The sequence below is a fragment of the Natrialbaceae archaeon AArc-T1-2 genome (genome assembly GCF_030273315.1).
Taxonomy (GTDB): Archaea; Halobacteriota; Halobacteria; order Halobacteriales; family Natrialbaceae; genus Tc-Br11-E2g1.
The window spans coordinates 1,722,865-1,735,430 of record NZ_CP127174.1; the positions used below are offsets into that span (position 1 = coordinate 1,722,865).

15 protein-coding genes and 1 tRNA gene are annotated in these 12,566 nt (G+C 64.9%); 10 read left to right on the forward strand and 6 right to left on the reverse strand.

Features of this window, described 5'->3' with window-relative positions:
- Positions 1 to 27 precede the first annotated feature (27 nt).
- On the forward strand, positions 28 to 1,101 hold the full coding sequence (gene gap, locus QQ977_RS08895; RefSeq protein WP_285925350.1) for a type I glyceraldehyde-3-phosphate dehydrogenase: 1,074 nt from the start codon (positions 28 to 30) through the stop codon (positions 1,099 to 1,101).
- 54 nt (positions 1,102 to 1,155) lie between these two features.
- A complete protein-coding gene (locus QQ977_RS08900; protein WP_285925352.1) occupies positions 1,156 to 2,364 on the forward strand; it encodes a phosphoglycerate kinase in 1,209 nt (402 codons plus the stop codon).
- A 66-nt stretch (positions 2,365 to 2,430) separates the two neighbouring features.
- Here QQ977_RS08900 and QQ977_RS08905 read toward each other — a convergent pair whose 3' ends face one another.
- On the reverse strand, positions 2,431 to 2,997 hold the full coding sequence (locus QQ977_RS08905; protein WP_285925353.1) for an SRPBCC family protein: 567 nt from the start codon (positions 2,995 to 2,997) through the stop codon (positions 2,431 to 2,433).
- Positions 2,998 to 3,090: 93 nt separating this feature from the next.
- Here QQ977_RS08905 and QQ977_RS08910 point away from each other — a divergent pair, with 93 nt between their 5' ends.
- A complete protein-coding gene (locus QQ977_RS08910) occupies positions 3,091 to 3,828 on the forward strand; it encodes an NAD(P)/FAD-dependent oxidoreductase (protein WP_285925354.1) in 738 nt (245 codons plus the stop codon).
- A 16-nt stretch (positions 3,829 to 3,844) separates the two neighbouring features.
- Here QQ977_RS08910 and QQ977_RS08915 read toward each other — a convergent pair whose 3' ends face one another.
- The gene (locus QQ977_RS08915) at positions 3,845 to 4,507 is read right to left on the reverse strand and encodes a helix-turn-helix domain-containing protein (RefSeq protein ID WP_285925355.1); all 663 of its coding nucleotides are present in this window, start codon (positions 4,505 to 4,507) and stop codon (positions 3,845 to 3,847) included.
- Positions 4,508 to 4,600: 93 nt separating this feature from the next.
- Between QQ977_RS08915 and QQ977_RS08920 the strand changes: the two genes are divergently transcribed.
- Complete coding sequence (locus QQ977_RS08920) at positions 4,601 to 4,948, forward strand: DUF7344 domain-containing protein (RefSeq protein ID WP_285925356.1); 348 nt, start codon at positions 4,601 to 4,603, stop codon at positions 4,946 to 4,948.
- Positions 4,949 to 4,953: 5 nt separating this feature from the next.
- Here QQ977_RS08920 and QQ977_RS08925 read toward each other — a convergent pair whose 3' ends face one another.
- Positions 4,954 to 5,607, reverse strand: a complete 654-nt coding sequence (locus QQ977_RS08925; protein WP_285925358.1) for a DUF7095 family protein — start codon at positions 5,605 to 5,607, stop codon at positions 4,954 to 4,956.
- A gap of 88 nt (positions 5,608 to 5,695) precedes the next feature.
- Here QQ977_RS08925 and QQ977_RS08930 point away from each other — a divergent pair, with 88 nt between their 5' ends.
- The 3 genes from QQ977_RS08930 (at position 5,696) to ncsA (ending at position 7,887) form a co-directional block, all read left to right on the forward strand.
- The gene (locus tag QQ977_RS08930) at positions 5,696 to 6,046 is read left to right on the forward strand and encodes a hypothetical protein (protein ID WP_285925360.1); all 351 of its coding nucleotides are present in this window, start codon (positions 5,696 to 5,698) and stop codon (positions 6,044 to 6,046) included.
- Positions 6,047 to 6,138: 92 nt separating this feature from the next.
- Positions 6,139 to 6,858: an alpha/beta fold hydrolase gene (locus QQ977_RS08935; RefSeq protein ID WP_285925361.1), complete on the forward strand. Its 720-nt coding sequence runs from the start codon at positions 6,139 to 6,141 to the stop codon at positions 6,856 to 6,858.
- Between the two features lie 57 nt (positions 6,859 to 6,915).
- Positions 6,916 to 7,887: a tRNA 2-thiolation protein NcsA gene (gene ncsA, locus QQ977_RS08940; RefSeq protein ID WP_285925362.1), complete on the forward strand. Its 972-nt coding sequence runs from the start codon at positions 6,916 to 6,918 to the stop codon at positions 7,885 to 7,887.
- Positions 7,888 to 8,018: 131 nt separating this feature from the next.
- Here the strand turns inward: ncsA and ftsZ are convergent, their stop codons facing one another.
- The 3 genes from ftsZ to QQ977_RS08955 form a co-directional block, all read right to left on the reverse strand.
- Entirely contained in the window at positions 8,019 to 9,206 is a 1,188-nt protein-coding gene (gene ftsZ, locus QQ977_RS08945) for a cell division protein FtsZ (RefSeq protein WP_285925363.1), read from the reverse strand.
- Between the two features lie 3 nt (positions 9,207 to 9,209).
- Positions 9,210 to 9,389: a ribbon-helix-helix domain-containing protein gene (locus tag QQ977_RS08950; RefSeq protein ID WP_285925364.1), complete on the reverse strand. Its 180-nt coding sequence runs from the start codon at positions 9,387 to 9,389 to the stop codon at positions 9,210 to 9,212.
- Positions 9,390 to 9,599: 210 nt separating this feature from the next.
- Positions 9,600 to 10,271 carry a double zinc ribbon domain-containing protein gene (locus tag QQ977_RS08955; protein ID WP_285928689.1) on the reverse strand — a complete coding sequence of 224 codons (672 nt, stop codon included), beginning with the start codon at positions 10,269 to 10,271 and terminating at the stop codon, positions 9,600 to 9,602.
- A gap of 133 nt (positions 10,272 to 10,404) precedes the next feature.
- Here QQ977_RS08955 and QQ977_RS08960 point away from each other — a divergent pair.
- From QQ977_RS08960 to QQ977_RS08970, 3 genes are all read left to right on the forward strand, one after another.
- Positions 10,405 to 10,478: transfer RNA gene (locus QQ977_RS08960), tRNA-Tyr, on the forward strand.
- Positions 10,479 to 11,282: 804 nt separating this feature from the next.
- Complete coding sequence (locus tag QQ977_RS08965; RefSeq protein ID WP_285925365.1) at positions 11,283 to 11,651, forward strand: DUF5789 family protein; 369 nt, start codon at positions 11,283 to 11,285, stop codon at positions 11,649 to 11,651.
- Positions 11,652 to 11,725: 74 nt separating this feature from the next.
- Entirely contained in the window at positions 11,726 to 12,340 is a 615-nt protein-coding gene (locus QQ977_RS08970) for a translation initiation factor IF-2 subunit beta (RefSeq protein WP_285925366.1), read from the forward strand.
- Positions 12,341 to 12,566: the final 226 nt, after the last annotated feature.

A 12,566-nucleotide genomic window follows, 5' to 3' on the forward strand; every position in this document is an offset into this window, starting at 1 on the left:
TTAACGACAGAGGGTGGGATCTCAAACATGGCGAACGATCCAAAAAGCGGGGGCGCGACCTCGAACGAGACGCTTCGAATCGGGCTCAACGGCTTCGGACGCGTCGGTCGGAGTGTCCTTCGCGCGTCGCTGACGTACGACGACGTCGAGATCGTCGCCGTCAACGACGTGATGGACGACGACGACATGGAGTATCTGCTCCGGTACGACTCGGTCCACGGACGGCTCCGCGGGGTATCCCGCGAGGGAAGCACCCTCTACGTCGGCGCAGAGGAGATTGAGCTGCTCTCCGAGCGCGACCCGTCGGCGCTTCCGTGGGACGACCTCGACGTCGACGTCGCCCTGGAGGCGACGGGACTGTTCCGAACCCGCGAGGAAGCCGCCCACCACCTCGAGGCCGGCGCCGACAAGGTGATCATCTCGGCTCCGCCGAAAGGCGAGACGGCGGTCCCGATGTTCGTCTACGGCGTCAACCACGAGGAGTACGACGGTGCGGACGTCCTTTCGAACGCCTCCTGTACCACCAACTCCGTCGCACCGGTGTTGCAGGTCCTCGAAGAGGAGTTCGGTATCGTCTCCGGCCTGCTCATGACCGTCCACGCCTACACCGGCAGCCAGGGCTTGGTCGACGGGCCGCTCGACAAGCGCCGTCGCGGCCGCGCGGCCGCCGAAAACATCGTGCCGACGACGACCGGTGCCGCGGTCGCCACCACCGAAGTTCTGCCCAGCCTCGAGGGGAAACTCGACGGGATGGCGATGCGCGTTCCGGTCCCGAACGGGTCGATCACCGATCTCACCGTCAACGTCGAGGCGGACGTCACCAGAGACGAGGTGCTCGAGGCCATCCGCGACGCGGCCGACGACGGACTCGCCGGCGTGCTCGGCTACACGGACGAGGAGATCGTCTCCCGGGACATCGTCGGACTGCCGGTCGCCTCGTTCGTCGATCTCGATTCCGTACTGGTCGTCGCGAACGACCTCGTGAAGGTGCTGGCCTGGTACGACAACGAGTACGGCTTCTCGACACAGATGCTGGATCTCGCGGCGTACGTCGCGGCCGAAACCGAGACGATCGATACCGACAAAGCGGTCGCGCCCTGACGCCGTTTTCCAGTTCATCGAGACGACTGCAACGAACCCATCGACTTCCCCTCTATGACCACGTTTCGAACCATCGACGACCTCGACAGCGGACAGCGACTGTTGGTACGCATCGACGTCAACGTGCCCGTCGAGGACGGCGTCGTCCAGGACAGCCGCCGGTTCGCCCGCCACGCCGAGACGATCCGGGAACTGCTCGCAGACGACCACGCGATCGCGTTGCTCGCTCATCAGGGACGGCCGGGCCGGACGACGTTCGTCTCGCTCGCACAACACGCCGACCTCCTCGCCGACCACCTCGGACGCGAGGTCGGGTTCGTCGACGACACGTACGGCGAGGACGCCCTCGCGGCGGTCGGCGACCTCGAGTCGGGCGAGGTGCTCCTGCTCGAGAACGTTCGGATGTGCGAGGACGAGCTCCCGGAAGAGTCTCCGGAGGCCAAAGCCGAGACCGAGTTCGTCCGGACGCTCGCGCCGAAATTCGACGCCTACGTCGACGACGCCTACTCGGCCGCCCACCGTTCGCACGCCTCGATCGTCGGCTTTCCGCGCGTGATGGACGCCTACGCGGGTCGCGTGATGGTCGACGAGTACACGGCGACGACTGCGATCCGAGACCGGGCGTTCGACGGCCCCATCACGCTGGTACTGGGCGGCACGAAAGCCGAGGACACTATCCCGGTCGTCGAACGACTCGCCGACACCGTCGATCGGTTCTGTCTCGGCGGCGTCGTCGGCGAACTCTTCTTGCGAGCCGACGGCTACGATGTCGGCTACGACGTCACGGGAACCGACCTGTTCGACCACCAGTGGGACGCCCACCAGGAGACCATCGAACGCACACTCGAGTCCTCCGGCGACTGCATCGCCCTTCCGACCGACCTCGCCTACGAGGGCGACGACGACGAGCGCGCGGAGACGACCGTCGAGGGCGTGACGAAGGACCGACCCTTCCTCGACGTCGGCTCCGGGACGGCCGAACGCTACGCCGACGCCGTCGCCGACTCCGCGGCCGTCTTCGTCAAGGGCGCTCTCGGCGTCTTCGAGGACGACCGGTTCGCCGACGGCACCGTGACGGTCCTCTCGGCGATCGCCGACGCCGACTGCTACTCGGTCGTCGGCGGCGGCGACACCGCTCGCTCGCTCGAGTTGTACGAGCTCGAAGAGGACGACTTCTCGCGCGTCTCGCTCGCCGGCGGGGCGTACGTCCGCGCGCTCACCGGCGAACCCCTCGTCGGAATCGACGTCCTCGAGCGAGGGTGAGTTCGACCCGTACCCGACCCATATCCGGCCACTCGACTCGGCGACGTAAAAAAACCGGCCGCCGGATTACGGCATCTCGTGGACGTCGAATTCGACCGACCGTGGTTCGCCCTCGACGTCAGCGACGAGTCGGTTTACCACCCGTTCGGCCTCCGAGAGCAGCCGCGGCCTGATCTTGTCGATCACCCACCCCATCGAGACGAACCGCGGTAGCGAGACGGCCTCTTCGTTCGCGGAGTGGGGATCGTAGCTCGCGTCGAAGTAGACTCGACTCGCCGTCTTCGCGTGTTCCGGTGCCGACTCGGGTTCGGGTTCGACGCGCCACTCGCCGCGGGCGTCGAGGTCTTTCACCAGTCGCCACTCGAGCGACGTCGGTTCGTCGACGTCGACGATCTCGGATCGGGCGGTGTAGGAGAGCTTCCACCAGGACAACTGGAGGTCGTACCGCGCGCCGACGAGTTCGTCCGTCGGGTCCACGACGTCGCCGTCTGCACGCACCTGGCGGCCGTCGTCGCGTCTGCTGACGGCTTCGAGGTGGTCTGCGTATCGCGGATAGTCGGTGAACGACTCGAGGTAGGGAAACACCGTCTCGGGAGGGCGATAGACGACCGTGCTGACGAGGATCCGATCCACGAGCGTCGGTACGTCGCTGTCGAACCTAAGCGTTGTGTCGGCACGGGCACGCCAGCCGTCAGGTTGTATAGCCGTCGACTCGAACGCCTGCCCATGCGAGACGTCTGCATCGTCGGCGGCGGCGTCGCCGGACTCGCCGCCTCGATCTTCACCGCCCGTGCCGGACTCGAGACGCTCGTCCTCGACGGCGGCGAGTCGATCCTCGCGCGCAACGCCAGCCTCGAGAACTACCCCGGCTTTCCCGACGGGATCGATGCCAGACTCTACCTGCGGATGGTCCGCGAACAGGCCGGCGAGGCGGGTGTGACGTTCGAACTCGGTCGCGCCACGAGCGTCGAGCCGCTCGAAGACGACGACCTCGCGGCCGGCTTTCGCGTCGCGACCGAGGGCGGCGAACCGCTCGAGGCAGGGCGCGTGATCGCCGCCTCCTGGCCCGACAGCGAGTATCTTACTCCGCTCGACGTCGGGCGAAAACAGCGTGGTAGCAAGCACGTCGTGGCTGTCGACGAGGCAGGCCGGACGGCCGTCGACGGCGTCTACGCCGCGGGACGGGTCGCCGGCGAGCCCCACCAGGCGATCGTCGCAGCCGGCCACGGCGCGAAAGTCGCCCTCGCGGTCGTCGCAGACGCCGACGTCCCCTTCTACCACGACTGGGTGGCCCCCGAGGGCTACTTCACGGGTCGCGACCGGGAAGTACCACCCGCCTGCGAGGAGATCGACGACGCAGAGCGGAGACGGCGCGACGAACGCGCCCGCGAGACGCTCAAGGAGTTCGTTGCCGAACCCCTCGAGGAGACGCCGACGATGCATCCGAGCGTTGACGACTCGTGATCCCGGCCCGGTTTCCCTACAACGCTTCGGGATCCGGATACACGGTGTGTTCGATCAGCGTCCGGACGCCGCGACGAAACCGCTCGGAGGTGGCGTTTGCCGACACGTCGAGACGTTCGCCGAGTTCGGCGAGGGTACACGACCGGGGAACGTCCAGGTAGCCGGTCTCGACCGCGGCGACGAGCGTCTCTCGTTGTCGGTCGGTCAACCCGAACTGGCGGCGTCCGTCCGGCTCGCGTTTCTCGTACAGGTGGCGTAACTCGCCGAGCATCCCACGTTCGGTACAGAACCTGTGAAACCGTTCGAGCGACTCTTCGTCCGGAAACGCCACGCGCAGCTCCCACCCGCCGTGGCTGGCGGTGACGTGTTCGAGGACGACCCCGTCATCGATGACGATCGGGTAGACGCTCGCGTCTTTCCCCTCCGCGGTCAGCTCGAGCTGGTAGAGACGGCGGCCGTCGATTTCGACGATCCGTAACGGTGGCTCGACCGTGGGATCGCGTTCGAGGCCGTCCTCGAACGCCTCGAAGTCACGCTCGTCCCCGTCGGCCCAGACGAGCAGTTTGTGCTCGCCCGCTTCGGTCCTGTCCGACTGGATCCACGTCAGCGTCAGACCGGGAGCGGCTGAAAGCGCCTCGCGCAGGATTGGATACTCGAGCACGAAGGTGGCGATGAGCATGGCCGAACACTAGGCGTACCATCCATGCAGTTATAAAACCCGGGAATATTTCGCCCGGTCGAATAAGGACGACAGTGACGTCCACACTGGCCAATGAGCGAGTGGCCCGAAGACGTGGACCCGGCGGTGGTGGATACGCTGTTCGAACTGCTATCGGATCGATACAGACGCTGGATCTGTCTGTATCTGCAATCATCGGACCGAGCGGTCGTGACGTACGACCGCCTCCTCGATGAGCTCTCGCCCCGAGCGGGCGAACCGGTCGATCGCGACCGCCTCCGGGTACGGCTCCGACACGTTCACCTGCCGAAGCTCGCGGAGATCGGCGTCGTCGCCCACGACGAGCGTCGCCACGCGGTTCGCGTGGCGGATCCGTCGCTGCTCGAGTGTTGTGTCGCCGTTCAGAACGTCGTCGAGGACTGCGAGTCGACCGAGCGGTGACGGCGTCAGACGACGTCTCCCCGGACCGTCACGCCCTCCTGATCGTCTCGCCAGGCGTGGACCTCCTGTGCCGCCGTCTCGGCTTCCGTTTCGTCCATGCCTAGCATCTCGAGAGCCGCAGACAGCGTCGGCAAGGCGAGTTCGCCCGCCCGGAGTTTCGCAAACGCCGTCTCGCTCGTCGTGCCGTCGACCCACAGGCAGACGCCACGCGGATCGAGCAACTGGGTGTAGTCCTCGCGCAGCTGTGCGCCGCGCAGACGCTGGGTGACGTTGTCCTCGAAGGCGGCGTTACAGACCTCGAGGTGGATCGGCTCGTCTTCGGAGAGGAGCTGTGCCGCGAGACACTGCTCGGGGGCGGCGTGGCCGGCAGCGTTAGCCCGGAGGTACTCGGGGTACTCGGCTGCCCAGTCGGCACGGACGGACTCGCCGACGCCCTCGATACCGTAGGCGTCGACCGCCTCGGTCGCGTCGCCCCCGTCGTCGCCCAGTAAGACGTCTTTCGTCAGGTAGACGTCGAGCCGATCGACGGGATCGAGCCCGAGTGCGACGTCGCCGTAGGCCCACACCTCGCGGACGGGGACCGGCATCCGCTCGGTCGCAACCGTCTCGACGAGTTCCTCGAGTCTGGAGACGGCCGCTTCGCGATCGAGTTCGCTCATCGGCGGCGTTTTGGACCGGCGCGGGCAAAACGGTTCTGTTGAACGCGCCGGGCGAACGACTAACTCGCCCACCGTCGTACCCGGTTCCGTGACCGACCGGACCGCTTCGATCCCCTCGCTTTCCGTCCTCGACGACCTCGCCGAGCGGATCCTCGAGTACGCCGCAGACGAACTCGACCCCGAACGGACCACTCTCGAGGTAACCGGCTACGCCGACGGGGATTACCGGATCGAGGCCTTCGAGACGATCTCGATCCGGATCGATCCTGACCGCGACGAGGAGATCACCGAACGCGTCGCGATCGAGTACGACAGGCAAACGGAGTGGATTCGACGACGCCACTATCACGAGTCGCCGTCCGGCCGGGCCACGGAGGAGGTCGTCGACCTCGAGGCCTATCCCGATCCAGTGGCGCTTGCGGCGGTCGACGAGGAGTGACGGCCCGGTAGCTGAGACGCGATCTGACAGCGACCCTCACTCACGCGCAGCCATCTGCCAGGTTTTTGTCGTCTCACGCTGAACGTACACGTATGAGACATCGCATCTTCAACGAGGACGGCGAGGATGACCTCGTCTTCGTCATGGGCTGGGGCAACCGCTGGACCCACGAGAACGTCAGCTGGCTGATCGGCAACCTCGGCGACGCTGGCTATCGGGTCCACGCGTTCGAGTTACCCACGAACATCGACGATTTCAAAGCCGACTGGCTCGAGCCGATCGCGGAGTACGTCCTCGACCTCGACTCGTACCAGCTGCTCGGCCACAGTGCGGGTGCGCTGGTCGGTCAGGCCCTAGACGGTGCGGAAAACCACGTCTACCTGAGCCCGTGGTGGGGCTACAGCGAGACCTACCCCGAGTTCGCACTCGAGCTACTCGCCGAGATCCCCACCGACTTCCCGTTTCTCCCGGTGCCCGGGATGGACGCCGACGCCCTCGGCGAGCGCGCGACCGACCACCAGGTCGCGACGATCCCGCGGTGGATCTCACCCGCGTTCGTCCGCGAAACCCGACGCGCACAACAGGAGCTGCTGGCGATCGATCACGACGCCGTCGTCTTCTGCTCGCTTCGGGATCCGGTGATCAGCCATCGCGCAATCGGCGAGCGCGTCCCGTCCGAACACGTCGTCCTCTACGACGGCGGCCACGAGCTGTTCTCCTCACCACTCCGTGAGGAGTACGTCGACCTCGTACTCGAGTGTCTCGAAGACGGCGCCGCCGTCGTCGAGGACCGAGCGTCGGTTACCGCCTGATCGTCGTCGACGTCCGGAGCGAAACCGGTTTCCACCCGAGGCCGTTACGGTCCCGTGATGGAGTGTGATCGATGCGGCGGGGACGCGGTCATGCACGCCGCCTACTCCGGGGCCCACCTCTGTGAACGTCACTTCCGCGAGTCGGTCGAAAAGCGGGTTCGACGACGCATCCGCCGGGACGATCTCGTCCCGGGAGACGCCTCACCTGAGGATCCGGAGACGTGGGTGATCGGTCTCTCGGGCGGGAAAGACAGCGTCGTCCTCACGCAGATCTTACACGACACCTTCGCCGAAGATCCACGGATCGAACTCGTCGGCCTGACGATCCACGAGGGGATCGAGGGCTACCGCGACGAGTCCGTCGCGGCCTGTCTCGAGCTCGCAGACGACCTCGGCATCCGTCACGAGCTCGCAAGCTACGAGGAGGAGTTCGGCATCCGGATGGACGACGTCGTCGAGGACGACCCCGAGAACATGGCCGCCTGCGCCTACTGTGGCGTCTTCCGGCGGGATCTGCTCTCCCGCTACGCCGCAGAGCTCGAGGCCGACCTCCTGCTGACGGGGCACAACCTGGACGACGAGGCCCAGACGGCGCTGATGAACTTCCTCGAGGGCGATCTCGGCCAGATTGCCAAACACTTCGACGCAAGTCTGGGTCCGCTCTCCGAACGCAACGAGCAAGACGAGTTCGTCCCGCGTGCGAAGCCCTTGCGGGACGTGCCCGAGAAGGAGGTCGCCCTCTATGCTCACCTCGCCGACCTGCCCGCCCACATCACCGAGTGTCCCCACGCGAGCGAGGCCTACCGCGGCGAGATTCAACAGCTGCTGTACGACCTCGAGGAGAACCACCCCGGCACCCGGCACTCGATTCTCTCGGGCTACGAGGAACTCGCCGCGATGGTTGCCGACCAGTACGGCGACGACGGCGACGAGAGCCGCGAACTCCGGGAGTGTGCCGAGTGTGGCGCGACCACGACGCGGGAGATCTGCCGGAAGTGCTCGCTGCTCGAGTCCCTCGAGGCCGTGTAAACGCCGCCATCGGCGCGTTTACGTCCCATTTTTGCCTACGGAGACGTACGTCTCGACTCGAGTGAACCCCTGACAGCCGATGGTGCCACGGCTCCGGAACGCTGTGGGCTGCAAAAACGGCTGTGGACGGCCTACCGGATGACGTCGACGCCGTTTTTCTTCTCGCGTTCGCTCCGGCCGCCGTCGCTCTGGGCACCGAAGCTATCGGGCGCGTTCTCGACGTTGTTGCTGGCGTCGAAGTCGCTCTCGGAGACGCCTTCGATGCTCGCCCGGGACTTGTCGGCCTGTTTCTGTGTCGTCGGTCCGAGCACCTGGGCGCTCTGGACACCGGTCATGATCGCCATGACCCGGACCTTGCCCTTGTAGCTCTCTTGGATGCGAGCGCCCCAGATGACGTTCGCCGAGGCCTCGAGACGCTCGGTGATGTTGTCCGCGATGCCTTCTGCCTCTTTCAGCGTGAGGTCGGGACCACCGGTGATGTGGACGAGACCACCCGAGGCACCGCGGTAGTCGACGTCGAGTAACGGATGGTTCATCGCGTCGTTGACGACCTCCTGTGTCTTGTTCTTGTCCTGGGTCTCACCGACCAGCATCACGGCGACGCCGCCCTGGTTCATGATCGTCGACATGTCGGCGTAGTCCAGGTTGATCAGCGACGGCTGGGTGATCGTCTCCGAGATTCCCTTGACGGTCTCGGCGATGATCTGGTCCATCACCGAGAACGCCTTGCCGATCGGGAGGTTCGGGACGTAATCGAGCAACCGGTTGTTGTCGAGTACGATGATCGAGTCGGCCTGTTCACGAAGCTTCTCTAAGCCTTCCTCGGCTTTCACCGTGCGGGCACGCTCGACGTTAAAGGGCGTCGAGACCATCCCGACGACGATCGCGCCCTGTTCTTTCGCAATTTTGGAGACGACGGGGGCGGCACCCGTGCCGGTACCACCGCCCATGCCCGCGGTCACGAACACGAGGTCTGCATCGCCGAGGACCTCCTTGATCGTCCCCTGGGCCATCTCGGTCGCGCGTTCGCCCATCGACGGATCGCCGCCGGCACCGAGGCCGTTCGTGAGCGACTTGCCGACGAGAATCTTCGTGTCGGCCTCGATCATCTTCAGGTGCTGTTTGTCCGTATTGATCGCGATCGTGTCGGCTCCTTCGACGCCGATGTTGTACAGGCGGTTTATGGTGTTGTTCCCTGCACCGCCACAGCCGACGATGACGATGCGCGGATCGCCGAACTCGTCGTCGTCCATCGACGCATCCATCTCGCGGGCCTCCTCTTCTGCGTTCTCGAGTGCATCCTGAACGATGTCCTGCATCGTTTACACCTTGGCCCAGTTGCGTTTCTCCGACCGCTCGTTGCGACCGTCGTCCTGTTCGTTGATCATCTCGCGGACGGCCGACCGGATCGCCTCGCTCCGGTTCGGGAACTCGCCCGAGTCGACCAGCTGCTCGACCTCCTCGATCTGCTGTTTCGGGATTCGCAGTGTCACACGCTCCATGGTTGTATTCCCCTGTTTGGTAAGACGGTGCGCGCCCCTGTCAGACGCAGTGTGTCTTACACGAAAACCGCGTTACGGGAGCGGGATTTCCCGTCACGAGGCGGGTGTGTAAGACAATCCGTCTTACGCGATTGTGGCAACTCCGTCGGACACAATAAACCTTTCGCAAAACAGTATAGTATTCTACGAGTGAGTGTTTGTATTTACTACCTATCCGGATTCTAGAACGTCGGCCGCTGGCGTCCGACGACCACAGCCGGGACAGAACGCCCAGTCCGATCGGATCTCGTCGCCACACTCACAGAACAGTCGTCTCGATGCCTTCTCCCCGCAGTTCGGGCAGTAGACGTGATCGATGTCGACGGCTTCACCACACTGGCTACACCGGTGTCGGTCGGCCGCGTCCGCGTCAGACGACGCTGCGGTCCGCGTGCTGTCTGACGCCACGTCGGTGTCTGACGCCCCGTCCGTTCGCGGCGTGTCGGACGCGACCGATCGCCGTCTGTCGGACGGCTGATCGTCCCCGGCCGTCTCGACGGCCGCCGTTTGTGCGCTCTCGATACCCTCGAGCGACACCGTAACGTCGACGTCGGGGCGTCGCTCGCGTCGATCGTGCAGGCGACGCTCGAAGTCGTCGAGCCGTTGCTCGAGTCGCTCGTCGACGCACTCGCGGACGAGATCGTCGATGCTGGTGCTCGTGTCGGTCGTCCCAGCCCCGGTGTGGCGGCCATCTCGCGACCGGTCAGCGTCGGCCGGTCCGATCCGGTCGCTGGTTCCGAGATACGCCCGAAGCGCCTCGCGGAGCACCTCGCTTTTCGACGCGTCGAACGCCTCGAGTTCCTCGAGGAGGTCGTCGTCCGCACGGAAGGTGATCTTTCCCATGACCGACTCGTCGCTGACAGTGTTTCGCCTCCTCATACATTAATCGCTCGCCAGGTCAGACGTCTGTCACACACGCTCCCTCGCCGGGAATGATAACCCTTATGTCTCCCTCGAGCGCTACGTACAGGTGCGCCCGCCCTTAGCTCAGACTGGTAGAGCAGTCGACTGTAGATCGACTTGTCCCCCGTTCAAATCGGGGAGGGCGGACTTCTCCTGCGAACAACGTGAGCAGTGAGAAGTCTCTCCCGAACCGATTTGAACACGAGAGTCGCAGCCCGGGAGCGCAGCGAAGCGAGCACCCCGGAACGTCTCTCACCTGTTCAAATCGGGGAGGGCGGATCTGACTTCGTCGGTAAACGGTGATACTGTCGGTCATGGACCGTCCACGTCACCGACCGGTTCGGTCGCATCGTTGAGTCAGACGATGTGCTCGGTGTAAGACAACCGTCGCCATCGACCGACGGCTCTGCTCGAAGTGCACTCGAGACGTCCCTCGAGCGCGGGGTGGTTCTCTGTGAACGTCGCGGCCAATGCCGACTGGGGACGGACCGTCGATCACCGAGGAGGAACACCAAACCCTTCGAATCGTGTACAGCCACACGTGCAACTGCGTCTGCTCCCTGCGGCGATCACTCGGCCGTCCGGAAGTCTCGTCACGGCGTACAACGCTCCACACTCTGTACACACGCCGACCATCCGCATTTCGCTCGATGAATTCATGCGCTGTCTAGTACGCCACGTGTGGTGTTAACTGATCTCGTGGGTCGGCAGGAATATGCCTCGAGCCAACGATTGTCGAACGAAACCGAGGTTGTGACCGCCGAATCCCCGGGAGAGGGAAAGGGGTACATGCAGAGGTGCCGCGGTGGTGATGGTGGATACGTGTCCCTCTCCCACCCACAGCCATCGGCCGAACCGAGTTATAGATGTGGGTCACCAGCGAGCGCTGCCGACGGCCAGGGGCGCGTTTGCCGGCCGGTCGCTTTTGCCGACGGTTCCGGTAACGCCGGTATGGATCGCGAACCGAACCGCGACCGCGCGCAAGACCACGCCGAAACGCGCGCGTCGAACCGAGCCGAGACGACCGAGTCGATCCTCGAGGACGTCGAACGCCACCTCGGCGAAATCGAGTATCCCGTCAGAAGCGAAGAGCTCGCCTCGGAGTACGCGACGACGCCGATCGACATGCCGAACGAGACGGAGTCGCTGGGCAGCGTTTTCGATCGCCTCGTAGACGAGAAGTTCGAGTCCCCGGAAGAGGTCCGCGAGGCGGTCTACGGCGAGATAACGGGCAACGCGGGTGACCGAAACGAAGCGAACCCGGAGCGGGACCTCGAGTCGCTCGACGAGGGGGACGAACCGTCCGGCGATCGTCCGTGACACGCGCTAAGCGGTCTTCTGACCCGACAGACGATAGCAGAACCGATTTACGTTGCGGGGACCTGGTTTCGTGTATGGATTACGAGTCTAGTCTCGACCGTGCGATGGAGAGCGTTCCGGATATCGGTGGCGACGAAGAACGACTCTCGATTCCGGACGCCCAGGCACAGAAAGACGGTGCATTCACCCGATTTACCAACCTCGGTGAGATCGCCGACGTCCTCTCGCGAGAGCCCGAACACCTCCACCGGTTCGTCCAGCGCGAGCTGGGGACGAGCGGCAAACTCGACGGCGGCCGAGCCAGGTACAACGGCTCGTTCTCCGGCCAGGACTTCGACGCCGCCGTCGACGCCTACCTCGAGGAGTACGTCCGCTGTTCGGAGTGTGGTCTGCCCGATACCCGCCTCGTCCGCGAGGACCGGACGCCGATGTTGCGCTGTGACGCCTGTGGGGCGTTCCGGCCGGTGACGAAAGGCAGCTCCGGCAGCCAGCAACAACAACAGCAACGCGAGGCGGTCGAGGAGGGCAAGACCTACACGGTCGAGATCACCGGTACGGGCCGGAAGGGCGACGGCGTCGCCGAGAAAGGCGAGTACACGATCTTCGTCCCCGGTGCCGACGAGGGTGACGTCGTCGAGATCTACATCGAGAACATCTCCGGCAATCTCGCGTTCGCCCGACTCGACTGATCGCAGTCGTCGTTGCGTCGTCGCGTTCGGATCGCCGTTTCTCCGTCGAAAATCGGCCGCTCAGCTATCGATCGGCGTCCACCGACGATAGCCGTAAGACCAGCCGCGGAGCCAGCACCCGAGAAGGACGCCAGCGAGCCGTTTCGTCGATCGAAACGGCGCTGGGCGCTCGTCGTACGAACGCCGGACCGTGATCGTGTGACCACAGTCGGGACAGCGGTAGTGT

What these genes read in the sequence shown, in the direction of transcription:
- QQ977_RS08970 (WP_285925366.1), top strand. Translation starts at nt 11,726, where the DNA reads ATGGATTACGAGTCTAGTCTCGACCGTGCGATGGAGAGCGTTCCGGAT.
- QQ977_RS08950 (WP_285925364.1), bottom strand. Translation starts at nt 9,389, where the DNA reads ATGGAGCGTGTGACACTGCGAATCCCGAAACAGCAGATCGAGGAGGTC.
- ncsA (WP_285925362.1), top strand. Translation starts at nt 6,916, where the DNA reads ATGGAGTGTGATCGATGCGGCGGGGACGCGGTCATGCACGCCGCCTAC.
- QQ977_RS08920 (WP_285925356.1), top strand. Translation starts at nt 4,601, where the DNA reads ATGAGCGAGTGGCCCGAAGACGTGGACCCGGCGGTGGTGGATACGCTG.
- ftsZ (WP_285925363.1), bottom strand. Translation starts at nt 9,206, where the DNA reads ATGCAGGACATCGTTCAGGATGCACTCGAGAACGCAGAAGAGGAGGCC.
- QQ977_RS08965 (WP_285925365.1), top strand. Translation starts at nt 11,283, where the DNA reads ATGGATCGCGAACCGAACCGCGACCGCGCGCAAGACCACGCCGAAACG.
- QQ977_RS08915 (WP_285925355.1), bottom strand. Translation starts at nt 4,507, where the DNA reads ATGCTCATCGCCACCTTCGTGCTCGAGTATCCAATCCTGCGCGAGGCG.
- gap (WP_285925350.1), top strand. Translation starts at nt 28, where the DNA reads ATGGCGAACGATCCAAAAAGCGGGGGCGCGACCTCGAACGAGACGCTT.
- QQ977_RS08955 (WP_285928689.1), bottom strand. Translation starts at nt 10,271, where the DNA reads ATGGGAAAGATCACCTTCCGTGCGGACGACGACCTCCTCGAGGAACTC.
- QQ977_RS08925 (WP_285925358.1), bottom strand. Translation starts at nt 5,607, where the DNA reads ATGAGCGAACTCGATCGCGAAGCGGCCGTCTCCAGACTCGAGGAACTC.
- QQ977_RS08935 (WP_285925361.1), top strand. Translation starts at nt 6,139, where the DNA reads ATGAGACATCGCATCTTCAACGAGGACGGCGAGGATGACCTCGTCTTC.
- QQ977_RS08900 (WP_285925352.1), top strand. Translation starts at nt 1,156, where the DNA reads ATGACCACGTTTCGAACCATCGACGACCTCGACAGCGGACAGCGACTG.
- QQ977_RS08910 (WP_285925354.1), top strand. Translation starts at nt 3,091, where the DNA reads ATGCGAGACGTCTGCATCGTCGGCGGCGGCGTCGCCGGACTCGCCGCC.